Raw genomic sequence first — 24949 nt, forward strand, 5'->3', positions numbered from 1 at the left:
GCCATCAGGCGCCGAGTTCGCTGAACGACAGAAATGGCACCGGATCACCCAGGCGCAGCGTGCGCCCGGCTTCCACCACCGCCAGACCGTCGGCCCAGCTCGCCGCGCGCAACATGGCCGAACCCTGTTGCGGGTGCATGTGGACGCGCGCCACTCCCTGGGCGTCGAGTTCCAGGCGCGCGCGCAGGTACTGACGGCGCGAGTTGGCGACCGGCCATTCGAAGCCCGCCGGCAGCGAGGCCGGTAACGTCTCGACCTCCGTGCGCCCCTGGGCGCGCCAGAGGAATGGCCGCGCCACCACCAGCGCCGTAACCAGAGCGGCAGCCGGGTTGCCCGGCAAGCCGATCCACGGCTTGCCGGAGATGCTGCCGAACGCCAGCGGCTTGCCCGGCTGCATCTTCAGTTTCCACAGGTGCAGCTCGCCCAGTTCGCGGATCGCCTGCTTGAGGTAGTCGCGGTCACCCACCGACACGCCGCCGCTGGTGATCAGCACGTCCCACTCGGATGCGGCGAGGTTCAGCGCATCGCGGCTGGCCGCCAGGGTATCGGCGAGCACGCCGTAGTCGTGTACTTCCATGCCCCAGCCGCGCAGCAGCGCGCCGATGCTGAAGCGGTTGGCGTTGTAGATCTGCCCCGGCGCCAGTCGCTCGCCCGGCTCGCGCAGTTCGTCGCCGCTACTCAGCAGGCAGACGCGCAAAGGCCGATACACCGGCACGCGGTCGATGCCGACACTGGCCAGCAGGCCGAGGTCCTGGGCCCGCAGTTTTCTCCCGGCGCCAAGCAGCATGTCGCCGTCACAGAGCTCCTCGCCACGCAGGCGCACATGGTTGCCACGGACAACCTGCGGCACCTGCAGCCAATCGCCGTCGACGCAGCAATCCTCCTGGGCGATCACACTGTCGGCGCCCGGCGGCAGCGGCGCGCCGGTGAAGATGCGCATGGCCTCGCCCGGTTGCAGTTCGACCTGCGCCGCGTCGCCCGCCGCGATGTAGCCGGCGACTTTCAGCCGTGCGCCGGCAGCGCCGGTATCGGCGCTGCGCAGGGCGTAGCCGTCCATCGCGCTGTTGTCCCACAGCGGCAGGTCGATGGGTGAGCGAATGTCCTCGGCCAGGATGCGGCCCAGGGCGTTCTCCAGGTCGATGCGCACGGTCGGCGGCGCCAGAGGAACGAAATCCATCAGCGCGGCGATGGCCTCGTCCACCGGCCGCAGGCCGGCGCCGGAACAACCGCAGCCGCTCATGACCGGGTACCGCAGACCAGCACCGGGCGCTCAGGCAAACGCTTGAGATGGGGGACGAAATTGCACGGTCGGGTGCGACTGTCCAACTGGTGCACGAGGATCTTTTCCCAGGCGGTCAGGCAGGCGCCGGTGGAGCCCGGCAGGCAGCAGATCAGCGTGCCGTTGGTGATGCCGGCGATGGCGCGGGACTGGATAGTGGAAGTGCCGATCTCCTCGCGGGAAATCTGCCGGAACAGCTCGCCGAAGCCGTCCACCGTGCGCTCCAGCAGCGGCGCCACGGCCTGCGGGGTGTTGTCGCGGTCGGTGAAGCCGGTACCGCCGGTGATCAGGCCGACCTGAACCTTGGGGTCGGCGATCCAGGCCGATACCACGGCGCGGATCTGATAGATGTCGTCGATGACCAGCTGGCGTTCGGAGAGGGCATGGCCGGCGCGTTGCAGGGAGGTCACCAAGGCCTGGCCGGAGGTGTCGTTGTGCAGGCTCCGGGTATCGCTGACTGTGAGGACCGCAATCTCCAGCGGCTGAAATTCCTGGGTGCTCAGATGACTCATGACGGGGCTTTCCGATAAGGAGCAAAAAAGGGCTGGCGCCAGCCTGCGCCCGTTCGAAGGTGCCGCCCATTCCCCGGAAGAGGTAGCACCCCAGCGCGTGCGGGGCACTACCGTCCGTCTGGCCTCATAACTGCTTGAGGCATCAGAGATGCTTGATCTTGTCCAGCTCCTCGGGGCTGTAGTTCTGCTCGGTGGATTTGGTCAGGTCGGTGAGAATGCTGGCGCGCAGGACGCCGGCCTGGTCCAGCGCCCATAGGGCGGTGCCGTTGCTGAAGCGCTCGGCGGCAGCACGGGCGACTTCGCCGTCCTTCTGCGCGAGGCTCTTGAGCATCTCGTCCTGGGCCGGCTGCGCCGCGTGCAGGCTGTCCTCCAGGCGGTCGCGCCAGCCGTGCAGCAGCGGCATGTACTGCTTGGCGTTGGCGTGGGCCAGGGAAGTCAGGCTGCGGAAGGTCCACCAGGCCGAGCGCTCGTCGAAATCGTCGCTGCCCTGCTGGAATACCCGTGGCGTACTGCGCAGGCTTTCCAGGTAATACGGCAGCAGCAGGCCGTCGCGCACATTGCCCAGCGATTGCCAGGACAGTACCTGCAAGCCCTTGGGCATCTGCGGGCGGACCTGCAGGATATGCGCCTCGACGTTGCGCTCCATCGCGATGGGTCGCTGCTTCTGTTCGCCGGCCGGCTTCTTACCGTCCAGCGGGGTGCCGGCGTAGCTGTCGATGCGCAGGATGGAAGCCACCTGCTCGACCGTGATCGGCTTCTCCGGCTTGGTGTAGAAGGGGTACTGCTGCTGGCGGATGCCCTGCTTGCGCGCCGGCTCCAGCTTGCTCTGCACCAGCCATTCGCGGTCGACGTTGTAGGCGTCGCCGACGATGCCGAAGGCCTTGGCGAAGTTGAATTTCGCCGGGTCGACCTTGTCCAGCAACTGGTGCTTCTCGACGAACTCGGCGATGCCGGCGCTGCTCAGGACGTTGGCCTTGTCGGTGAGGTCGGCATCCTGCACGCGCATGCCGTTGGCCATCACCACGTAGCCATCGTCCGGCACGCGCACGGCGATCCAGTGGTGGCCGGAGCCGATCTCGAACAGCCAGGCCTCCTGGTCGTCGGCGATCTGGATGCCGTTGGTTTCCCCGGCGCCCAGGCTCTCCACGTACTTGCCCAGCAGTTCCGCGCCTTCGCGGGCGCTCCTGGCCTGGGACAGGATCAGGTCCGGCAGGATCGCCTCGATCACCCCGCCCTCGTCGGCCACCAGCGGGTCGGCCTTGGCGGCCTTGTCATTGGGCTCGGTGCTGTTGGTGGCGGAGAGGATCACTCCCGCCTCGTTGGCGCCAAACTCGCTCCAGGGCCCCAAGGCGCCGCGCTGGTCGCCGTTCCAGTCGCGCATGGCGGTGTAGCGCAGCCCGACCTTGGGCGCGGGAACGCTGACGCCGTTGTCGAAGCTGAGCGTGTCGCCGTCCTTGTAGGCCCGGTGCGGCACGACGACGAAGCGTTTGGCGTGGTTGTTATAGGTGTAGTCCTCCAGGCGCGCGACCAGGATGGAACCATCGGCGGTGGCCTTGCGCCCGGCGATGATGGTGGTGCAGGCCAGCGCGCTCTGGCAGAAACCGCCGACCAGCAGCGCAGCGGCGAGCGCCTTGAGCGCGAAGTTGGGCTTGTACATGAGAGTCTCCTCGGCTTGCGATCCGCTGTGGCGGCATTCGCCGGCACAGCGCTGGAACCAGGAGATGTACAACGGGGAACGGAACGCTTCCTTGGCATGGAGCAACGCCACCTCCCTGGCATCGCTTCTGAGCATAGACAAGCTTCGAGATTGCGCCGCGCCGGTACTCCGGCGCGATGAATGGGCTCAGCGCTCCCAGCGGTCGGCGGCGGCCTGGTCGCTGCAGCGGCCTTCGACCCAGCGCGGGCCGTCGAGGGTGTCTTCCTTCTTCCAGAACGGCGCGCGGGTCTTGAGGTAATCCATCACGAAGTTGCAAGCGTCGAACGCCGCCTGGCGGTGGGCGCTGGCGGTGCCGACGAAGACGATCGGTTCGCCCGGCTCCAGGCGGCCGATGCGGTGGAGGATATCCAGGCGCAGCAGCGGCCAGCGCTCGCGGGCCTCGACGGCGATCTTCTCCAGGGCCTTCTCGGTCATGCCGGGATAGTGTTCGAGGAACATGCCACCGACTTCGCGGCCATCGTTGAAATCGCGCACGTAGCCGACGAAGCCGACCACCGCGCCGACGCCGACGTTGGCGTCATGCAGCGCATTGAGCTCGACGCCCGGATCGAACGCCGCCGCCTGGACGCGGATCGTCATGGCCTCATCCTCCGGTCACGGTGGGGAAGAACGCTACCTCGTCGCCATCGGCGAGGGGCTCGTCCAGGGAGCACAGCTCCTGGTTGCGCGCGCACATCAGGTTCTGCTCACCGAGCACCGCCCAGGCGCCGCCACGTTCCAGCAGCAGCCCGCGCAGGTCGTCGAGACTGGTCAGGGATGGACTCCAGTTCAGTTGCTCGCCGTCCACGCCGAGGGCTTCGCGGTAGCGGGCGAAGTACTGCACGCGGATCATGGGGTGCCTCCTGCTACGCCATTTTCTGCCAAGTAATGGCCACTCTTGCCGCCGAGCTTCTCCAGCAGGCGCACGCTTTCGATGGTCATGCCGCGGTCCACGGCCTTGCACATGTCATAGATGGTCAGGGCGGCGACGCTGGCGGCGGTCAGGGCCTCCATCTCCACGCCGGTCTGCCCGGCCAGCTTGCAGCGGGCGACGATGTGCACGGTATCGTTGCCCTCGGGCGCCAGCTCGACCTTGACGCTGGTGAGCAGCAGCGGATGGCACAGCGGGATCAGTTCATGGGTCTTCTTCGCCGCCTGGATGCCGGCGATGCGTGCCACGGCGAACACGTCGCCCTTGGGATGGCCGCCGTCCTGGATCAGCTTGAGGGTATCCGGGCGCATGCGCACCCGGGCTTCGGCCACCGCCTCACGGGACGTCACGGCTTTTTCGGTGACGTCGACCATGTTGGCGCGGCCTTGGGAATCGAGATGGGTCAGCACGGGCGGGAACTCTCCGGAGAATGCGGACGGTCAAGAGGACAGTGTAACCCCGAGGAGCGCGATCGGCAGTATGGCGGACGGCGCGTTGGGGAGGGGATTGTATACAAGAAGAGGTATGAACGGGGACTGGAGCTGGGTGGGTTCGCGAGCAAGCTCGCTCCTACGAAAAGCGGGCCAGGCGCCCAGGTGGCCACCTAGACGGCAGAACCTGTGTAGGGCTTGCTCGCGAACAGCCTCTGATAGAAAGAAAAGGCCCGCCGGATGGCGGGCCTTCGCAGGTTACAGATGCGTCTCGGCAAACTCCGCCAGCACCGAGCGCGGCACCCCTTGCAGGGTCACGTGCACGCCGTGGGGGAAGTCCTTGAAGCGTTCGGTCAGGTAGGTGAGACCGGAGCTGGTGGCCGACAGGTAGGGCGTGTCGATCTGCGCCAGGTTGCCCAGACAGACCACCTTCGAGCCGTTGCCGGCGCGGGTGATGATGGTCTTCATCTGGTGCGGGGTGAGGTTCTGGCACTCGTCGATCAGGATCAGGCTCTGCTGGAAGCTGCGGCCGCGGATGTAGTTCAGCGATTTGAACTGCAGCGGAACCTTGCTGAGGATGTAGTCGACGCTGCCGTGGGTGCACTCGTCGTCCGAATGCAGCGCCTCCAGGTTGTCGGTGATGGCGCCGAGCCAGGGCTCCATCTTCTCCGCCTCGGTGCCCGGCAGGAAGCCGATGTCCTCGTCCAGCCCCTGCACGCTGCGAGTGGCGATGATCCTTCTGTAACGCTTGCTGACCATCGTCTGCTCGATGGCGGCGGCCAGGGCCAGGATGGTTTTGCCCGAGCCCGCGGCGCCGGACAGGTTGACCAGGTGGATATCCGGGTCGAGCAGCGCATAGAGCGCCAGCGCCTGGTAGATATCGCGCGGCCGCAGCCCCCACGCCTCCTGGTGCAGCAGCGGTTCCTGGTGCAGGTCGAGGATCAGCAGTTCGTCCTGCTGGATACCCTTGATCCAGCCGACGAAGCCCTGTTCGTCGACGATGAACTCGTTGATGTGCACCGCCGGCAGGTTGTCGGTGAGCTGCACGCGATGCCAGGTGCGGCCGTGGTCCTGGCGGGTTTCCACCTTGCTCACGCGGTCCCAGAAGGAACCGTTCAGGGAGTGGTAGCCGCGCGACAGCAGGTTGATGTCGTCGACCAGTTGGTCAGTGTGGTAGTCCTCGGCGAACACCCCGCAGGCGCGCGCCTTCAGGCGCATGTTGATGTCCTTGGTGACCAGCACCACGCGCTTGCTGCTATGGCGACTCTTCAGCTCCACCAACTGGTTGATGATCTTGTTGTCGTTCAGGTGCTCGGGCAGCCAGGTAATCGGCTCGGCCCGCTTGCTCATGAGGATCGACAGACTACCGCAAGGCCCGCTCTTGCCACGCTGGATGGGAACGCCATCCTCCACCTGTTCGGGCGTCGCCTCGCCCAGCACCGAATCGATGAGACGGATCGCCTGGCGGCACTCCGCGGCCACGGTGTGCTTGCCGGTCTTGAGCTTGTCCAGTTCCTCCAGCACCGTCATCGGGATGGCGACGTGGTGCTCCTGGAAATTCAGCAAGGCGTTGGGATCGTGGATCAGAACGTTGGTATCGAGGACGTACAGGGTGGGCTGGGTCGGGCTGGAGCGTCCGTGGTCATCCATACGCGGTTCACCTCTTCTGAGAGCGTTACGACGGAATGCCACTACAGCGCTCCGCCGCGCGGTGAGCCGCCTGCTCTCGCTACCGGGGCACGAGAGCACTGCATATAAGGGGACGGGCCGGGGCCGCCACCTGTCTGCAGGGTTCGGCGGTCTACGTCTCCAGAAATACAGGAAAAAACATGACGATAAAAAGTCTTTTTCCTTCTCAGGCAGCTTTTTTTCGTCGTACGACGAAATACCTTGGCGGGGGCTGCGGACAGCGCTAGCTTTAAAAGTCCTACCTCTCGTAACGCCCTCCCTTTTTCGCTAGATCAGTCCCTTAGGCCTCCGAAAAACGCCTGTGCATTGGCCGGCAGCGTCGGCAGGTGATAGCCGCCCTCCTGCACAATGACCTTTGGCAGCCCCAGCGACGCCACCTCGCGCCCGAGCCGGCCGAAGCCCTCGGTGGTCACTGCCACTTTCGACTGCGGGTCATCCTTGTAGATGTCGAAGCCCAGGGACAGCACCAGCGCCTGCGCACCGAACTCACGGACCGCCTGCAGCGCCGCCGTCACCTGCACGAAGAAGTCCTCTTCGCTGGCGCCATGTGCCATCGGCAGGTTGAGGTTGAAGCCTTCGCCCTGCCCCGTCCCGTGCTCGTCCTCGAAACCGGCGACCACCGGGTAGAAGTTGGTCGGGTCGCCGTGCACCGAGACATACAGCACGTCGTCGCGGCCGTAGAAGATTTCCTGGATGCCCTGGCCGTGGTGCATGTCGGTATCGAGGATGGCGACCTTGTCGAAACGCGCGCGCAGCTCGGCGGCGGCGATGGCGGCGTTGTTCAGGTAGCAGAAACCGCCAGCGCCTTCTTCCCGCGCGTGGTGGCCCGGCGGGCGGCACAGCGCGTAGGCCGCTGGAGCTCCATCGCGCACCACCCGCGCCGCCGCCACCGCACTTTGCGCCGACCAGTAGGCCGCGCGCCAGGTGTGCTCGCCCACCGGGCAGCTGCCGTCGGCGAGGTAGCGCGCCGCCTGGGCGAGGATGCCGCGCAGCGGGTTGCCCTCGCGGATAAAGACGTTGGACATCACCTCGTCGCCCCAATCCTCCGCTGCTTCATGCCAGCGCTCGTAGGCGTGCTCCAGGAAGTCCAGGTACGCCTTGCTGTGCACACCGAGCAGCGGCTCGCGACCGAAGTCCTGCGGTTGGGCGAGCGGAAAGCCCAACGCATGAACCGCTGCCAGTAGCTGCTCGGCGCGCTGTGGCACTTCCTGCGGGGTGCGCATCCGGCCACGGGAGAAGTAGCTGCGCGGAATGTGCAGCAACTGGTCGGGGTGGAAGAAGGTCTGCATCGATATCTCCTTCAGTCGAGTCGGCCGGCGCGGGCCAGCACGGCATTGAGCAGCACGTCGGCGCCCTGGGTCGCCTGTTCGGGGATCACGTCTTCGGCCTCGTTGTGGCTCAGGCCGCCGACGCAGGGGATGAATATCATGGCGGTCGGGCATACCCGCGCCAGGTGGATGGCATCGTGGCCGGCGCCGCTGACGATGTCCTGGTGCGAATAGCCCAGGCCCCGCACAGCCTCGCGAACATGGCCGACGCAATCGGCATCGAAGGGGGTCGCCGGACTGATCCAGTGCACACCGATTTCCAGCGTCAGTTCGCGGCGCGCGGCGATGGTTTGGAGCAATGCGCGGGCTTCCTGCTCCATGACGGCAATCACGTCGTCGCGGTGGTGGCGCAGGTCGATGGTGAAGTCCAGCAGCCCGGCAATGGTGTTGCGCGAGGATCTGGCGATCTCCAACTGGCCGACGGTCACCAGCCCGTGGGGCGCGAAGCGCTGGGCCAGCGCCTCGAGGGCAGCGATCATCTCGGCGGCGCCGAACAGCGCATCGTGGCGCAGCGGCATCGGCGTGGTGCCGGCGTGGGCGGCCTGGCCGCTGACGCGCACGTCCAGCCAGCGGATCGACTGGCCACCGGTGACCACCCCGACATCTATGGCGTTGTCCTCCAGGATCGGGCCCTGTTCGATGTGCGCCTCGAAGTAGGAGTCCAGGCGTCGGCCCAGTGGCAGGTCGCCTTGCCAGCCGAGCGCCTGCAGCGCTTCGCCGACGCTCACACCCTCGGCATCCCGCGAGGCCAGTGCGGCGTCCAGCGGCATGGCGCCGGTGAACGCCGCCGAGCCGAGCATGGCAGGGGTGAAGCGCGCCCCTTCCTCGTTGGTCCAGACCGCCACTTCCAACGGGCGGCGGGTACGGATGCCGTGGTCGTTCAGGCTGCGCAGCACTTCCAGCCCGGCCAGCACGCCGTACACGCCGTCGAAGCGACCACCCTCGGGCTGAGTGTCGAGATGACTGCCCATCACCACCGGCTCGAGGCCGTCGTTTACGCCGGCGCGGCGGGCGAACAGGTTGCCCACGGGGTCGCGGTGCAGGCTCAGACCGGCGTCGCGGCACCAGCGCTCGAACAGCTCGCGGCCGGCACGGTCCTCTTCCGACAGCGCCAGCCGGCGCGATCCGCCGCGGGCGGTGGCGCCAACCTCGGCCATGTCCATCAGACTCGCCCACAGGCGAGCACCGTCGATCTTCAGCATTGCAGTCTCCTGGAAATCACGCGGCGGCCGGCGCTACGCGCACGCGCAGGCGGCGGTCGAGGCCGACGATGCACAGCAGCGAGAGGCCGGCCAGCAGGGAATAGAACAGCGCCAGCGGCAGCCATTGACCGTCGAAGCGGTGTGCCAGCCAGGTGCCGATCAGCGGGGTCAGGCCGCCGGCGATGGCGCCGCAGACCTGGTAGGCGATGGAGATCGCCGAGTAGCGCACGCGGGTGTCGAACACTTCGCTGACGTAGCCGGCGATCACCGAATAGAAGCTGGACATGCACACCACGGCGGTGGCGATTCCCAGAACGATGGCCAGCGCGTGGCCCTGGCTGACCAGCAGGAACATCGGGTAGGGCGAGGCCAGCGCCAGCAGAGCCGCCAGCTTGAGGAAGCGCGCCGAACCGATCACCTCGGCCAGCCGCGCGGCCAGCGGCTGCACGCAGAACTGGATGAGCGCCACGTAGAACAGGCAATCGAGGATCAGCTTGCGGTCGATGGCCAGGTTCTGGGTGGTGTAGGAGATCATGAAGGTATTGGTGAAATAGACCCCGGCGATGCCGATGGTGTTGGCTCCGATGCACAGCAGCAGCGGGCGCCAGGCCGTGCGTACGACCTCCAGCGCCGGCAGCTTGTGCTGGCGGGCCTGCTGCTTCACGCGAGCGAACTCGGGAGACTCGTTCACCCCGAGGCGAATCGCCAGGCCGACGATCAATAATGCCGCGCTGGCGAGGAACGGCAGGCGCCAACCCCAGTCGAGGAAGGTCTGGCTGTCCATGCTGGTCACCGCCTTGAACGCCAGCAGCGAGAGGATCAACCCGGCCGGGCTACCCAGTTGCGCGAAGGAGGCGAAGAAGGTGCGGCGGCCGCTGGGCGCGTGCTCGCCGGCCATCAGCACCGCGCCGCCCCACTCGCCGCCGACGGCGATGCCCTGGACGATGCGCAGCAATACCAACAACACCGGGGCGAGCAGGCCTATCTGTCCATAGGTGGGCAACAGGCCGATGCACACCGTGGCCACGCCCATCATCACCAGGGTGACCAGCAGCGCCTTCTTGCGGCCGATGCGGTCGCCCAGGTGACCGAAGATCAGCCCGCCCAGCGGCCGCGCGAAGAAGCCCACGGCAAAGGTGCCGAAGGCGGCCATAGTGCTGAGGAACTGACTGTCGGAGGGGAAAAACAGCGTGCCGAACACCAGGGCGGCAGCGGTGGCGTAGATATAGAAGTCGTACCACTCGATCATGGTACCGATGAATGCGGCCGTGGCGGCGCGGACCGGTTGCGGTGCGGGCTGGGACATCTCAGGCTCCCGGATCTTGTCGATTGTTTTAGGCAGCTTGCGAAAAGGCTCGGCGCTCTCCGGCGCCTGCGGACGTTATCGCCCCCAGCCGAATAATCAGTCAATTTTCTAATCGTTATTCAAAGAATAATTACTGCTTATAATCGAAGGATTCCCCAACGGAGTCCCGTTATGGAGCTGGGCCGCTTCCTCAATGACCGCCTTGACTGGAACCTGCTGCGCACCTGGCTGGTGATCGGCCAGGAGCGCAGCATCAGCCGCGCCGCCGCACGCCTGCACCTGACCCAGCCGGCGGTCAGCCAGGCCCTGCGCCGGCTGGAGGAGCAACTGGGCGCCGCCCTGGTGCAGCGGCGTGGGCCGCGCTTCGAGATCACCGCGCTGGGCGAGGAGATCCTGCGCATCGCTGGCGACATCAATGGCAATGTCTCGCGCCTGGCCGCGGCCCTGGAACAACCGGCCGACCAGGTGGTGGGCAAGGTCCGCCTGCTGAGCATCAGCCGCATCCAGTCCGACTTCTATGACGACTTTCTCACCGGCTTCCACCGCGCCCACCCCGGCGTGGAGCTGGATATAGAAGTGATGCGCAGCGCCGATGTACTCAGCTCGCTGCAACAGAAGACCGCCACCCTGGGCCTGGCGCTGTGCCGCCAACCTTCGCCGCGCCTGGAGCAGCGCGCCTTCCTGCGCCAGCGCTACGTGTTCCTCTGCGGTCGCCACCATGCGCTCTACGGCCGTCGCGACCTGCGCCTGGCCGACCTGCAGGGCGAGGATTACGTCACCTTCACCAGCGACCAGATCGGCGAGGTGCTCTCGCCGTTGACCATCTTCCGCGACCAGCAGGGTTTCACCGGCAAGTTGGTGGCGTCCTCCCCCAGCCTCGAAGAAATCCGCCGACTGGTGAGTTGCGGCTTCGGCATCGGCTGCCTGCCGCAACACATCGTCGCCGACGACCTTGCCCACGGCAGGCTCTGGGCGCTGCCGCCGGAAGACGGCGTGGCCGATGTCGACATCCACCTGCTGTGGAATCGCGAGCAGAAGCACACCCAGGCCGAGCGCTGCTTCCTCGGGGAATTGCTCAAGCGCATGGAGCAGGTGCCGGTGGAGCAGCGCCTCCTATCGTCTCCATAGGTGGAGCCAACGCCCGCGACTCCTTACAATCGCGCCTCGCTTGAAGGAGACCGCACGATGCTGATGGTGATATCCCCCGCCAAGACCCTGGACTACGACACCGCCCCGGCGACGGAGCGCTTCACCCTGCCCGAGCACCTGGACGATGCGCAGGAATTGATCGGCATCCTGCGCGAACTGGCTCCGGCGCAGATCGCCGAGCTGATGCACCTGTCGGACAAGCTGGCCGGGCTCAACGCCGCGCGCTTCGGCAGCTGGCACCCGGACTTCACCCCCGCCAACGCCAAACAGGCGCTGCTGGCTTTCAAGGGGGACGTCTACACCGGCATGCAGGCCGAGGACTTCAGCGAGGACGATTTCGACTTCGCCCAGCGCCACCTGCGCATGCTTTCCGGCCTGTATGGCGTGCTGCGGCCGCTGGACCTGATGCAGCCGTATCGCCTGGAAATGGGCACCCGGCTGGCCAACGCCCGCGGCAAGGACCTCTACGCCTTCTGGGGCGAGCGCATCAGCGCCTGGCTGAACCAGGCCCTGGCCGAACAGGGCGACGAGGTGCTGCTGAACCTGGCCTCCAACGAGTACTTCGGCGCGGTGAAGCGCAAGGCGCTGAACGCACGGGTGATCGACACCGAGTTCAAGGACCTGAAGAACGGTCAGTACAAGATCATCAGCTTCTACGCCAAGAAGGCCCGCGGGATGATGGCGCGCTACGTGATCAAGGAGCGCCTGCAGAGCCCGGAAGGCCTGAAGGACTTCAACTACGCCGGCTACGCCTACAGCGCCGAGCAGTCAAAGGCGGATCAGTTGGTGTTCCTGCGCGACCACCCCGAAGACTGACCCTCCACGCCGGGAGCCCACCGGGCTCCCTCCCCCGCCGTGCCTGCCCTTTCCCCCGCCTGATGCCAAGTCGCCTGTAAGCCATTGACCATGAAATGAGTCAGTCAAAGGGCTACGGATTGTCTGTTTCCTGCGCAAAAAACACCCTAATGCCCCTACCCTACGGATGGTCTTAGTGACCGCTCGTCTGCTTCGCGCGGAATCGTGAGATTTTTTTTCGACCACCCATCCGCGTTCCCTGGCAGGAAAACCTTCCGATATCGTCCTCTGCCAGCAACCCATTGGCCACTAACAGCCCATTGCCATGACGTGCATTTCACGATTGCAACTTGCAATGAAGAAAGCTGAACGGCAGCTGAACGAATGTATCAAAGGCGATGCGCGGTCGTTTTTAACGAAAAATTCCATTGAACTTTTCAGCACCTTGCAGATTGCACTACAACAGCATACCCGGAAATAACTTCTCTTTTGCCACCATCCCGGCATCAAGTGATGTCATTTGGATATTTCAAAAGATTTCCTGCACGGGACAAGTGGAAGGAACTAACTCCGCCAAGAAAAAATCCTATTTCCGCAACGACCATTGATACAGATCAGCGAAGTGCATCGATGGCATGAGCGCTTTTGTTCTAACGATAAGTGCTTATCGATATAGAGCATTCACAAGTGCATGAAATAACTTAAGTTTTTAGATAAAAAGGCAATCATCACCCCAAACCGGAGCACATCGGAGCGGATAAACGGCCCCTGTTGAAATCCGCCTGAAACAATACAGGGCAAGCATATGAAATTTGCCCAAAGACAGTGCTCTGAAGTTTAGCACTACTTTCCCTGCCTGACGGAGGAAGTACGGAGGACACCTGAAAGTGCCCTCCGCGGGTTCTTTCGACCTAAATAAACCGCCCTTCTGGGCAAATTTGAAAGTTCGACAATTGAACGAGGTGAATGCGATGCGAATCAGCATCTTTGGTCTTGGGTATGTTGGCGCAGTATGTGCCGGCTGCCTGTCCGCACGAGGCCACGAAGTCGTCGGGGTGGATGTTTCCACCACCAAGATCGATCTGATCAACAAAGGGAAGTCGCCCATCGTCGAACCCGGTCTGGAATCGCTGCTGGAGCAGGGTATCCGTTCCGCTCGCCTGTCAGGCACCACCGACTTCAAGAAGGCCGTGCTGGACACCGATGTGTCGTTCATCTGCGTCGGCACCCCGAGCAAGAAGAACGGTGACCTGGACCTGGGCTACATCGAGTCCGTCTGCCGCGAGATCGGCTATGCCATCCGCGAGAAGAAAGAGCGCCACACCGTGGTCGTGCGCAGCACCGTGCTGCCGGGCACCGTGAACAACGTGGTGATCCCGATCATCGAAGACTGCTCCGGCAAGAAGGCCGGCGTCGACTTCGGCGTGGGCACCAACCCGGAATTCCTGCGCGAATCCACCGCGATCAAGGACTACGACTTCCCGCCCATGACCGTCATCGGCGAGCTGGACAGCCAGACCGGCGATCTGCTGGAAGAGATCTACCGCGAACTCGACGCGCCGATCATCCGCAAGACCATCGAGGTCGCCGAGATGATCAAGTACACCTGCAACGTCTGGCACGCCGCCAAGGTCACCTTCGCCAACGAAATCGGCAACATCGCCAAGGCGGTGGGCGTCGATGGCCGCGAGGTGATGGACGTCATCTGCCAGGACAACAAGCTCAACCTGTCGCGCTACTACATGAAGCCCGGCTTCGCCTTCGGCGGATCCTGCCTGCCCAAGGACGTGCGCGCCCTCACCTACCGCGCCAGCCAGTTGGACGTCGAGCACCCGATGCTCGGCTCGATCATGCGCAGCAACCAGCACCAGGTGCAGAAGGCCTTCGACCTGATCACCGCGCACGGTACCCGCAAGGTCGGCCTGCTCGGCCTGTCGTTCAAGTCCGGCACCGACGACCTGCGCGAAAGCCCGCTGGTGGAACTGGCCGAGATGCTGATCGGCAAGGGCTACGAGCTGCAGATCTTCGACCGCAACGTCGAGTACGCCCGCGTCCACGGCGCGAACAAGGAGTACATCGAGTCGAAGATCCCGCACGTGTCCTCGCTGCTGGTCTCCGACCTCGATGCGGTGGTGAAGACCTCCGACGTGCTGGTGCTGGGCAACGGCGATGAACTGTTCGTCGATGTGGTGAACAAGGCGCCCGAAGGCAAGAAGGTGGTCGACCTGATCGGCTTCATGTCGCACGGCACCAACGAGCGCGCCGAAGGCATCTGCTGGTAAGCGCAATCGGCTCTTCGTAGGAGCGAGCTTGCTCGCGAAAGCTCTCCCCGAGCGGGTTCGCGAGCAAGCTCGCTCCTACAAGAGCCACCGCCCCAAGAAGCGACTGACGGATCTCATCATGGACACCTACAAACGAGTCATCGGTGAAGCCACGGGCTGGCTGGCCTTCCTCAGCCTGCTGATGGTGCTGGCGCTGCTGGTGCCCAAGACCGTGTTCGACGCCGACTCCAAGGACTTCCTGCTGCTGATCGGCGCGGTCGGCATCTGGCGCTATTCGATGGGCGGCCTGCACTTCCTGCGCGGCATGCTGTTCCTCTACGGGGTCTACCCCTACTACCGCCGCAAGCTGCGCAAGATGGGCGATGCGGCCGATCCATCCCACGTATTCCTGATGGTCACCAGTTTCCGCATCGACGCGCTGACCACCTCGATGGTCTACCGCTCGGTGATCCAGGAGGCCATCGCCTGCGGCTATCCCACCACCGTGGTGTGCTCCATCGTCGAGATGTCCGACGAGGTACTGATCAAGCAGCAGTGGCAGAAGCTCAATCCGCCTGAGCACGTGTCGCTGGACTTCGTGCGCATCCCCGGCACCGGCAAGCGCGACGGCCTGGCCCACGGTTTCCGCGCCATCTCCCGCGACCTGCCGGACGAGCACGCGGTGGTCGCGGTGATCGACGGCGACACCGTGCTGGAGCCCGGCGTGGTGCGCAAGACCGTGCCCTGGTTCAAGCTCTTCCCCAACGTCGGCGGCCTGACCACCAACGAGTTCTGCGAAGTGCAGGGCGGCTACATCATGAGCGAGTGGCACAAGCTGCGCTTCGCCCAGCGCCACATCAACATGTGCTCGATGGCCCTGTCCAAGCGCGTGCTGACCATGACCGGGCGCATGTCGGTGTTCCGCGCCCAGGTCGTCACCGACCCGGATTTCATCACCGACGTGGAAAGCGACCACCTGGACCACTGGCGCCTGGGTCGCTTCCAGTTCCTCACCGGCGACGACAAGTCCAGCTGGTACAGCCTGATGCGCCTGGGCTACGACACCTTCTACGTGCCGGACGCGGCGATCAACACGGTCGAGCACCCGCCGGAGAAAAGCTTCATCAAGGCCAGCCGCAAGCTGATGTTCCGCTGGTACGGCAACAATCTGCGGCAGAACTCCCGCGCCCTGGCCCTGGGCCCGCAACGCCTGGGCTGGTTCACCAGCGTGGTGCTGTTCGACCAGCGCCTGTCGATGTGGACCTGTCTGCTCGGCCTGGTCGCCGCGCTCATCGCCAGCATCAAGTACAGCATCGTCTTCCTGCTGGTGTACCTGCTGTGGATCGGCATCACCCGCTTCGTGCTGACCCTGTTGCTGTCGCTGTCGGGGCACCACATCGGGCCGGCCTATCCCCTGATCCTCTATTACAACCAGATCGTTGGCGCCCTGGTGAAGATCTACGTGTTCTTCCGCCTCGACCAGCAGTCGTGGACCCGCCAGAACACCAAGCTCGACCGCGGCCTGGCCAGCTTCCAGCAATGGTTCAACACCTGGTCCTCGCGCGCGATGACGTTCTCCGCGGCCAGCGTTTTCGTCGCCGTTTTGCTGACCATCGTCTGAAGGCTCCCTTTAGCCAAGCCCTTATTAGCTACGAACAGGACTCGACCCCATGAATACCGCCGTCAACGTCAATGTCGTGCACGAATCCGAAGCCCAGCGCCAGCACGCCCGGGTCAAACTGCCCGCGCGCATCCGCTATATCGGCGCCAACCGCGAAGGCGTCGATGCCCGCCTGCTGGACATCTCCGCCGGTGGCTTCGCCTTCACCGCCAGCGCTGCGCCGATCCAGGTGGGCGACCTGCACAAGGGCAAGCTGCTGTTCCAGATCGACAGCATCAGTTTCTCCCTGGAAGTGGACTTCCAGGTGCGCTCCTTCGCCCCGGACAGCCGTCGTGTCGGCTGCGAGTTCCAGCACCTGAAGCCGCGCGAGATCGCCGCGCTGCGCTACCTGATCACTTCCTTCCTCGCCGGTGAAGTGATCAGCGTCGGCGACATGCTCAACACCCTGCAGCGCGAGAACTTCACCAAGGCCCGCAAGCACGGCATCGGCAGCGGCGGCATGGGCTTCTTCAGCCGCATCCGCGCAGTGACCCTGAGCACCGCCATCTTCGTGGTCGGCATCGGCGCCTTCGCGGTGATCCTCAACAATATCTACAACCTGTACTTCGTCACCCATGCCGATTCGGGCGTGGTCAACGTCGCCAACCAGCAGATCACCATGCCCCGCGAAGGCACCGTGGAAAGCCTGGTGGACGCTGGCGCCGAAGTCGCCAAGGGCGCGCCGATCGCCACCTTCTCCGCCAATCTGCTGGACCTGCTCAAGGGCAACCTGACCGAAGAACAGCTCAGCCCGAGCAACATCGAGAAGCTCTTCGGCCACCAGATGAAAGGCACCCTGACCAGCCCGTGCGACTGCCGTGTGGTCGAGCAGCGCGTGGCCAACGGCCAGTTCGCCAACAAGGGTGACGTGATCTTCACCCTGACCCCGCGCGACAGCATCGCCACCGTCGAGGCGCGCTTCCCCTACCGCAACGCCGCCGAACTCTCGCCGGGCACCGCCGTGCACTTCCAGATCGCCGGTGACAGCGAAGTCCGCAGCGGCCGCATCGTCCGCACCGCGCCGGTGGACGGCGACCTGGCCTCGGAAATCCGCGTGCAGATCCAGCCCGACCAGCCGCTGGACAGCCAGCTCGCCGGCCGTCCGACCGAAGTCAGCATCGGTGGCCTGCCGGGCCGCACCCTGCTGAACAAGGCGATGGCCCTGGCCACCGCACGCTAAGAGGAAGCCCGCCATGAACCGTCCCGTCGAAGCCATGATCCCCAAGCAGGCCCCGAAGCTCGCCCTGGCTCTGGCCATCGCCGTGGCCGCTGGCTGCGCCGGCCTGCCCGACCAGCGTCTGGCCCAGGAGGCACTGGAGCGTGGCGACATCGCCACCGCCCAGGCCAACTTCCAGAGCCTGGCCACCCTGGGTTACGCCGACGCACAGGTCGGTCTGGCCGACATGCAGGCCGCCACCGGCGATCCCGCCGAGCAGGCCCGCGCCGAGAAGCTCTACCGGGGCGCCGCCGAGACCTCGCCGCGCGCCCGCGCCCGCCTGGGCAAGTGGCTGGCGGCCAAGCCCGGCGGCACCGACGCCGAACACCGCGAAGCCGAGCAGTTGCTGAACCGCGCCTTCAACGAAGGCGAGGACAGCGCGCTGGTGCCGCTGATCGTCCTCTACCTGCAATACCCGCAAGCCTGGCCGAACGTAAACCCGCAGCAGCGCATCGACCAGTGGCGCGCCCAGGGCCTGCCGCAGGCAGACCTGGCGCAGATCATCCTCTACCGCACCCAGGGCACCTACAACCAGCACCTGGGCGAGGTCGAGCAGGTCTGCCAGCGCTGGCTGAGCCGCATGGACGTGTGCTGGATGGAGCTGGCCACCGTGTACCAGATCCAAGGCAACGCGGATAAGCAGAAGGCTCACATCGAAGCGCTCAAGACCGCCTGGAAAGCCGGTCGCGTGCCCTCCGAACGCGTCGACTCGGTCGCCGGCGTGCTGGCCGACGAGAACCTCGGCACCCCCGACCCGCAAGCCGCGCAGGCGCTGCTCAGCGAAATCGCCCCGGCCTACCCGGCGGCCTGGGTGAGCCTGGCCAAGCTTCAGTACGACCACCCCGACCTGGGCGACCTGGACCAGATGCTCGACTACCTGAAGAAGGCCCAGGACGCCGCCCAACCGCGCGCCGAGCTGCTGCTCGGCCGCCTCTACTACGACGGCAAGTGGACGCCGCAGGAGCCGCAGAAAGCCGAGCAGCACCTGCTCAAGGCCGCCGCCACCGAGCCCCAGGCGCACTACTACCTGGGCCAGATCTACCGCCGCGGCTTCCTCGGCAAGGTCTACCCGCAGAAAGCCGTGGACCACCTGCTGATCGCCGCCCGCGCAGGGCAGGCCAGCGCTGACATGGCTCTGGCACAGCTGTATTCGCAGGGGCGTGGGATTCGGCCGAATCTGGTCAACGCTTACGTCTTCGGCGAGCTTGCAAAACGCCAGCAGGTCCCTACCGCCACTGACCTGATGGCACAGATCGAGCCGCAGATACAACCGGCCGACCGCACTGCGGCCCAGCAGTTGCTCAAGCGCGAGGAGCAAACGCGCGGCGCCAACTGGCAAGCCACCGTCAGCCTTCTGCAGAACAACCAGGAACAAGAAAACCTATGAAGCGCCTTGACCCGATGATCACCCCGCCGTTTGCTCTTATCGAAGGGATTCAGCCGCGTGCTCTGGCCTCCGCCGTTCGCCGCGCACGCCTGTTCCCAGCCATGCTTGGCGCCGGCCTCAGCCTCGTCGGCAGCCTGTTCGGCAGTCTCGCCTACGCGGCCGAGGAGCCGCCAAAGAACTACGGCCTGGACGTCAAGATCACTGCCGAATCCGAGGACGACCGCGACCTGGGCACCGCTCCCGGCGGCGACCTCAACGGTATCGGTATCGACCTGCGCCCCTGGGCCTTCGGCCAATGGGGTGACTGGAGCGCCTACGTGATGGGTCAGGCCGTTGCCGCGACCGACACCATCCAGACCGACACCATCCAGTCCGATGACATCAACAACGACAGCAGCGGCAACAACGACAAGCGCGAGCCGGACGACGCCTATCTGGCCCTGCGCGAGTTCTGGGTCGACTACGCCGGCCTCACCCAGTACCCCGGTGAACACCTGCGCTTCGGCCGCCAGCGCCTGCGTGAAGAAAGCGGCACCTGGCAGGACACCAACATCGAAGCCCTGAACTGGACCTTCGACACCACCCTGCTGCGTGCCCACCTCGGCGCCGCCCAGCGCTTCTCCGACTACCGCACCGACATCACCGACCTGGCGCCGGACGACAAGGACCGCACCCACGTCTTCGGCGACATTTCCACGCAGTGGATGCCCAACCACTGGGTCGGCCTGCGCCTGCACCACTCCGACGACAGCGGCAGCCTGCCGGACCCGGGCGAAACCGTCGACTCGCTGGACAAGCGCTCCACCGGCGACCTCACCTGGGTGGGCCTGGAAGCCAACGGCGACGGCTACAACTGGCGCTCGCAGATGCCCATCAACTACTGGGCCGGCGCCACCTGGCTGACCGGTAACCGCGACCGCCTGACCACCGTCCCGGTGAACGGCGATCGCGTCGCCACCGGCAAGCAGAGCGGCGACGTGGACGCCTACGGCGTCGACCTGGGCCTGCGCTGGAACATCGACGAGCAGTGGCGCGTCGGTGGTGCCTATGCCCGCGGCAGCGGCGGCGGCAAGGACGGCGAGGACCAGTTCGAGCAGACCGGCCTGCAAAGCAACCGCTCCAACTTCACCGGCACCCGCGCCCGCGTGGCCCGCTTCGGTGAAGCCTTCCGCGGCGAGCTCTCCAACGTCGAGGCCGCCACCCTGTTCGGCTCCTGGCAAATGCGCGAGGACTACGACGCGAGCATCGTGTACCACAAGTTCCGCCGCGTCGACGGTGACTCGGACATCGGCAACAGCGGCATCAACGCCCCGCTGGTCAACGACTCCACGGACCTCGGCCAAGAGGCCGACCTGGTCGTCACCAAGTACTTCAAACAGGGTCTGCTGCCGGCCTCGATGAGCCAGAGCATCGACGAACCGTCAGCACTCGTGCGCCTGCGTGGCGGCGTGTTCAAGCCGGGCGACGCGTACGGCAGCCACGTGGACTCGACCATGCACCACGCCTTCATCGACGTCATCTGGCGCTTCTGAGGACTGCTGCGATGGCTGGTTTGTTCTTGGGCCCCGCGCTCGCGGGAACGACGGAAAAGCAGTCACGGGCGAGGACCTGCGCCTCGTCCCGCCCGCCCGTCCCTCCCGCGAATCCGGGAGTCCGGCAAACCACGCCAGAGCCCGCAAGGAGACAACGGCCATGAACCGCCATCCGTTACACGCCCTGCCGCTGACCGCGCTGTTGCTCGGCGGCCTGTTCAGCGCCGCCGCACCGGTGTGGGCCGCGCCGCCCGCGGAGAAGGCCCCCGCCAGCGCCGGACGGCAGCCCGCGTCCGGCTCGGCCCCCGCCGAAGAGCCGGGCCATACCCAGACGCTGAAGGAGTCCGGCAACTACACCGTGACCGCCGCGCCCAGCGAACCGCTGCACCTGGACCCGCCGAAGCTGCCCGACCTCTCCGGCTACACCGCCGAAGCCGTGCAGAAGAAGATCGACCGCAGCAAGCGTGGCAAGGCGCTGGTGCAGCGCATGGTCCAGCAGCAGCCGTTGAAAGAGTTCACCGGCGGCAAGAACCGCCTCGCCGAATGGGTGAAGCGCCAGCGCCAGATGCCCCAGGCGATCTTCATCGACGGCGGCTACGTCAGCCTCGCGGACCTGGCCGGCAAGCTGCCCAGGACTGCGCTGGAGCAGGTCGAACCGGGGGTGTTCATCGCCCGCCTGCCCATCGTCGTCAACCAGGGCGCGACCCTGGAGATCGACGGCAAGGTCAAGGAACTGCGCCTGTCCCAGGACCGCGGCTCGTTCCTGGTCAACGACGGCAAGCTGTTCGTGCGGGACACCAAGGTCACCGCCTGGAACGAAGCGAAGAAGGAGCAGGCCTGGTTCAAGTCCCCCAATGAATTCCGTCCGTTCCTGGTCTCCTGGGGCGGCGCCGAGGCCTACCTGGTCAACAGCACCTTCCAGAGCTTCGGCTACAACGCCTCCAAGGCCTACGGCATCTCCATCTCGCAGTACAGCCCGGGCATGGACAAGACCATGAAGCGCCCGCGCCCCAAGGGCTGGGTGATCGGCTCGACCTTCGTCGACGCCTGGTACGGCTTCTACTGCTACGAGGCCGACGACCTCGTGGTGCGCGGCAATACCTACCGCGACAACATCATCTACGGCATCGACCCGCACGACCGTTCGCATCGCCTGATCATCGCCGAGAACGAGGTCCACGGGACCAAGAAGAAGCACGGCATCATCGTTTCCCGCGAGGTGAACGACAGTTGGATCTTCAACAACAAGACCTACGACAACCACCTTTCCGGGATCGTCCTGGACCGTAACTCCGAGCGCAACCTGGTGGCCTACAACGAGGTGTACCGCAACCACTCCGACGGCATCACCCTCTACGAGTCGGGCGACAACCTCATCTACGGCAACCAGGTGCTGGCCAACCGGCGCCACGGCATCCGCGTGCGTAACAGCGTGAACATCCGCCTGTACGAGAACCTCGCCGCCGGCAACCAGTTGATGGGCGTGTACGGCCACATCAAGGACCTGACCGATACCGACCGCAACATCGACCTCGACCCCTTCGATACCAAGGTTTCGCTGATCGTGGTCGGCGGCAAGCTGGCCGGCAATGGCTCAGGCCCGCTGTCGGTGGACTCGCCGCTGTCGCTGGAGCTCTACAAGGTGAACATGCTCGGCCCGACCAAATCCTCCGGCATTTCCTTCAACGGCGTGCTGGGCGAGAAGCAGGACCAGATCTTCGACCTGCTGGTGCGCCAGCAACGCGCCGTGCTGATCGACCCCGTGGAAAGCCAGGCCGAATTGCAGAACTGAGGACCGACCGATGAAACGTATGACCTTCAACTTGCTGCGCCTGTCGAGCCTCACCGCCAGCCTGTTGCTCGCCCACCAGGCCCTGGCCGCCGACGCCTCGGCGCCGACCTACACCGCCCAGCCTACCGCGGCCCTGTGCCCGAACGCGGCCAACGACGCGGCCTACAACACCAAGTACCTGGGCTTCTTCACCCACCTGGTGCCGGCCCAGGAAGACTGGCTGTTCCGTACCACCTACGACCTGCGCACCGACTTCGGCACCAGCGCCGAGGGCTGGCGCGAGCTCAAGCAGCTGCGCGACGAACTCAAGCGCAAGGGCATCGATCTCGTCGTCGTCTACCAGCCCACCCGTGGCCTGGTGAACCGCGAGAAGCTCAACCCGCAGGAGAAGACCAGCTTCAACTACGAGCTGGCCAAGCAGAACTACCAGGCGACCATCGCCCAGTTCCGCAAGGCCGGCATCTACACCCCGGACTTCTCCCCGCTGTTCGACGAGAAGGAAGAACACTCCTTCTACTTCAAGGGTGACCACCACTGGACGCCGTACGGCGCCATGCGCAGCGCGAAGATCGTGGCCGAGACCCTGAAGGAAATTCCGGCGTACGACGACGTGCCGAAGAAAGACTTCGAAAGCAAGCGCGTGGGCCTGCTGTCCAAGCTGGGCACCTTCCACAAGGCCGCCGCTCAGCTCTGCGGCAGCGGCTACGCACCGCAGTACGTCGACCGCTTCGAGACCGAGCCGGTGGGCGGCTCCGGCGACGGCGACCTGTTCGGCGATGGCGGCGATGCCCAGGTCGCCCTGGTCGGTACCTCCAACAGCGGCCCGGCCTACAACTTCGCCGGTTTTCTGGAGGAGTACGCCAAGGTCGACATCCTCAACAACGCCGTCTCCGGCGGTGGTTTCGACAGCTCGCTGCTGGCCTACATGACCAGCAAGGAGTTCCACGACAAGCCGCCGAAGATCCTCATCTGGGAATTTGCCACCCACTACGACATGGCGCAGAAGAGTTTCTACCGCCAGGCCATGCCGCTGGTGGACAACGGCTGCGCCGACGGCAAGCCGGCGCTGAGCCGCAAGATCAAGCTGCATCCGGGCCGCAACGAGGTGCTGGTCAACAGCGGCGCCCTGCCGATCCGCTCGGGCAGCTACACCGCCGACGTCACCTACTCCGACCCCGGCGTGCACGAACTCAAGAACACCATCTGGTACATGAACGGTCGTCGCGAGCAGCTGAAGATCGAGCAGTCCAAGGCCGTGGATACCGGCGGACGCTACGTCTTCGAGCTGCGCAACGACGAGGACTGGTCGAACCAGCAGTTCCTCTCCCTGGAAATCGAGGCGCCGGAAGACATGCCGGCGGGCCTGGAGGTCGAGGCCAAGCTCTGTCAAACGCCCAAAGCCAAGTCGGCCAATGTGGCCGCCAACTAGAGAGCGGGGACGAAAGCCATGCCCAGCCTACGCAAGATCAAGACTCCCATCGTTACCCGAGTCGGCCTGACGGTCGCCGTGGTCTCAGCGCTGTTCGGCGGCCCCCTGTTTCCCAGGATCGGTCACGCCGCCGACCTGGTGCCACCACCGGGCTACTTCTCCGCCGTCGGCGACAAGGGCAGCAAGAAGGATTCGGACCGCTGCCCCGCCATCCCGACGCCCTACACCGGCAGCCTGCAGTTCACCAGCAAGTACAAGGGCTCGGACTCGGCGCGCTCGACACTCAATGCCGATGCGGAAAAGGAGTTCCGCAACCAGATCAAGGACATCTCCGAGATGGAGCGCGGCACCGCCAAGCTGATCACCCAGTACATGCGCAGCGGCAACAAGGGTGATCTGGATTGCGCGATTAACTGGCTGGACGCCTGGGCCCAGGCCGGCGCCCTGGAGAGCACCGACTTCAACCACACCGGCAAGTCCATGCGCAAATGGGCCCTCGGCAGCCTGTCGTCCTCCTACATGCGCCTGAAGTTCTCCAGCAGCCGGCCGCTGGCCGCCTACGCCGAACAGTCGAAGACCATCGAGAACTGGTTCAGCACCCTGGGCAGCCAGGTGGTGCGCGACTGGAGCGACCTGCCGCTGAAGAAGATCAACAACCACTCCTACTGGGCCGCCTGGTCGGTGATGTCCGCCGCCGTGGTGACCAACCGTCGCGACCTGTTCGACTGGTCGGTGCAGGAGTTCAAGGTCGCCGCCAACCAGGTGGACCCGGACGGCTACCTGCCCAACGAACTCAAGCGCCGTCAGCGTGCGCTGTCGTACCACAACTACTCGCTGCCGCCGCTGACCATGATCGCCGCCTTCGCACAGGTCAACGGCGTCGATCTGCGCCAGGAAAACAACGGCGCCCTGCAGCGCCTGGCCAACCGCGTGATGCAGGGCGTGGACGACCCGGACGCCTTCGACGAGAAGACCGGCAACGACCAGGACATGGACGACCTGAAGAAAAGCAGCAAGTTCGCCTGGCTGGAACCCTACTGCGCGCTCTACAGCTGCGCACCGAAGACCCAGGACTGGAAGAAGAAGATGGAGCCGTTCAACAGCTTCCGCCTGGGGGGTGAAGTGACCAAGGTTTTCAACCGACAGGGGGCGGGGAGCTGAAGCAGCGCCCGTCTCCGTAGGCACTTCACGTAGGGCGCATAACCGCTTGCGGTTATGCGCCGAAGGGCCTGGCACGGAACCACGGCGGATAACGCTTCGCGTCATCCGGCCGGGACCTGTAGGAGCGAGCTTGCTCGCGAACAGTATTTCCGGGAGCTCCGGCGTCGGGCGGTTCGCGAGCAAGCTCGCTCCT

The 24949-nt window shown here is 65.3% G+C and carries 20 protein-coding genes; 10 read left to right on the forward strand and 10 right to left on the reverse strand.

The window, feature by feature from the left end:
* Positions 1–4: 4 nt before the first annotated feature.
* The 10 genes from ACYCAX_RS04235 to ACYCAX_RS04280 all read right to left on the reverse strand — a co-directional run bounded on the left by ACYCAX_RS04235 (position 5) and on the right by ACYCAX_RS04280 (position 10374).
* The gene (locus tag ACYCAX_RS04235) at positions 5–1240 is read right to left on the reverse strand and encodes a molybdopterin molybdotransferase MoeA (RefSeq protein WP_294976995.1); all 1236 of its coding nucleotides are present in this window, start codon (positions 1238–1240) and stop codon (positions 5–7) included.
* Positions 1237–1791, reverse strand: a complete 555-nt coding sequence (gene moaB / locus ACYCAX_RS04240; RefSeq protein WP_015478593.1) for a molybdenum cofactor biosynthesis protein B — start codon at positions 1789–1791, stop codon at positions 1237–1239. The genes ACYCAX_RS04235 and moaB overlap by 4 nt, the downstream gene beginning before the upstream one ends.
* 142 nt (positions 1792–1933) lie before the next feature.
* Positions 1934–3448, reverse strand: coding sequence for a C69 family dipeptidase (locus tag ACYCAX_RS04245; protein WP_460247474.1), 1515 nt, complete (start codon positions 3446–3448; stop codon positions 1934–1936).
* A gap of 186 nt (positions 3449–3634) precedes the next feature.
* On the reverse strand, positions 3635–4087 hold the full coding sequence (gene moaE, locus ACYCAX_RS04250) for a molybdopterin synthase catalytic subunit MoaE (RefSeq protein ID WP_015478595.1): 453 nt from the start codon (positions 4085–4087) through the stop codon (positions 3635–3637).
* A gap of 4 nt (positions 4088–4091) precedes the next feature.
* On the reverse strand, positions 4092–4340 hold the full coding sequence (locus ACYCAX_RS04255) for a MoaD/ThiS family protein (protein WP_294977000.1): 249 nt from the start codon (positions 4338–4340) through the stop codon (positions 4092–4094).
* Positions 4337–4828 carry a cyclic pyranopterin monophosphate synthase MoaC gene (moaC, locus tag ACYCAX_RS04260; protein WP_294977002.1) on the reverse strand — a complete coding sequence of 164 codons (492 nt, stop codon included), beginning with the start codon at positions 4826–4828 and terminating at the stop codon, positions 4337–4339. Before moaC ends, ACYCAX_RS04255 begins: the two co-directional genes overlap by 4 nt.
* 279 nt (positions 4829–5107) lie before the next feature.
* Positions 5108–6499: a PhoH family protein gene (locus tag ACYCAX_RS04265; protein ID WP_015478598.1), complete on the reverse strand. Its 1392-nt coding sequence runs from the start codon at positions 6497–6499 to the stop codon at positions 5108–5110.
* Between the two features lie 311 nt (positions 6500–6810).
* On the reverse strand, positions 6811–7827 hold the full coding sequence (locus ACYCAX_RS04270; protein ID WP_015478599.1) for a histone deacetylase family protein: 1017 nt from the start codon (positions 7825–7827) through the stop codon (positions 6811–6813).
* Positions 7828–7838: 11 nt separating this feature from the next.
* The gene (locus ACYCAX_RS04275) at positions 7839–9068 is read right to left on the reverse strand and encodes a Zn-dependent hydrolase (RefSeq protein WP_294981135.1); all 1230 of its coding nucleotides are present in this window, start codon (positions 9066–9068) and stop codon (positions 7839–7841) included.
* Positions 9069–9084: 16 nt separating this feature from the next.
* Positions 9085–10374, reverse strand: coding sequence for an MFS transporter (locus tag ACYCAX_RS04280; RefSeq protein ID WP_015478601.1), 1290 nt, complete (start codon positions 10372–10374; stop codon positions 9085–9087).
* A 171-nt stretch (positions 10375–10545) separates the two neighbouring features.
* On the opposite strand from ACYCAX_RS04280, the gene ACYCAX_RS04285 reads away from it, so the two are divergent.
* The 10 genes from ACYCAX_RS04285 to ACYCAX_RS04330 all read left to right on the forward strand — a co-directional run bounded on the left by ACYCAX_RS04285 (position 10546) and on the right by ACYCAX_RS04330 (position 24756).
* A complete protein-coding gene (locus ACYCAX_RS04285; RefSeq protein ID WP_294981132.1) occupies positions 10546–11502 on the forward strand; it encodes a LysR family transcriptional regulator in 957 nt (318 codons plus the stop codon).
* 57 nt (positions 11503–11559) lie between these two features.
* On the forward strand, positions 11560–12339 hold the full coding sequence (yaaA, locus tag ACYCAX_RS04290; protein ID WP_460247475.1) for a peroxide stress protein YaaA: 780 nt from the start codon (positions 11560–11562) through the stop codon (positions 12337–12339).
* 950 nt (positions 12340–13289) lie between these two features.
* On the forward strand, positions 13290–14600 hold the full coding sequence (gene algD / locus ACYCAX_RS04295; RefSeq protein ID WP_015478604.1) for a GDP-mannose 6-dehydrogenase: 1311 nt from the start codon (positions 13290–13292) through the stop codon (positions 14598–14600).
* A 115-nt stretch (positions 14601–14715) separates the two neighbouring features.
* Positions 14716–16200: a mannuronan synthase gene (gene alg8, locus ACYCAX_RS04300; RefSeq protein WP_086009619.1), complete on the forward strand. Its 1485-nt coding sequence runs from the start codon at positions 14716–14718 to the stop codon at positions 16198–16200.
* Positions 16201–16249: 49 nt separating this feature from the next.
* Positions 16250–17419: a PilZ domain-containing protein gene (locus tag ACYCAX_RS04305; RefSeq protein ID WP_015478606.1), complete on the forward strand. Its 1170-nt coding sequence runs from the start codon at positions 16250–16252 to the stop codon at positions 17417–17419.
* 13 nt (positions 17420–17432) lie between these two features.
* The gene (gene algK / locus ACYCAX_RS04310) at positions 17433–18842 is read left to right on the forward strand and encodes an alginate biosynthesis TPR repeat lipoprotein AlgK (RefSeq protein WP_294972670.1); all 1410 of its coding nucleotides are present in this window, start codon (positions 17433–17435) and stop codon (positions 18840–18842) included.
* A 101-nt stretch (positions 18843–18943) separates the two neighbouring features.
* On the forward strand, positions 18944–20374 hold the full coding sequence (locus ACYCAX_RS04315) for an alginate export family protein (RefSeq protein ID WP_460247521.1): 1431 nt from the start codon (positions 18944–18946) through the stop codon (positions 20372–20374).
* 160 nt (positions 20375–20534) lie between these two features.
* Positions 20535–22166: a mannuronan 5-epimerase AlgG gene (gene algG / locus ACYCAX_RS04320; protein ID WP_460247476.1), complete on the forward strand. Its 1632-nt coding sequence runs from the start codon at positions 20535–20537 to the stop codon at positions 22164–22166.
* Positions 22167–22176: 10 nt separating this feature from the next.
* Complete coding sequence (locus ACYCAX_RS04325) at positions 22177–23595, forward strand: alginate O-acetyltransferase (protein ID WP_460247477.1); 1419 nt, start codon at positions 22177–22179, stop codon at positions 23593–23595.
* 36 nt (positions 23596–23631) lie between these two features.
* Complete coding sequence (locus tag ACYCAX_RS04330) at positions 23632–24756, forward strand: mannuronate-specific alginate lyase (protein ID WP_460247522.1); 1125 nt, start codon at positions 23632–23634, stop codon at positions 24754–24756.
* Positions 24757–24949 lie beyond the last annotated feature (193 nt).

The organism is Pseudomonas sp. MT3 (assembly GCF_054720805.1).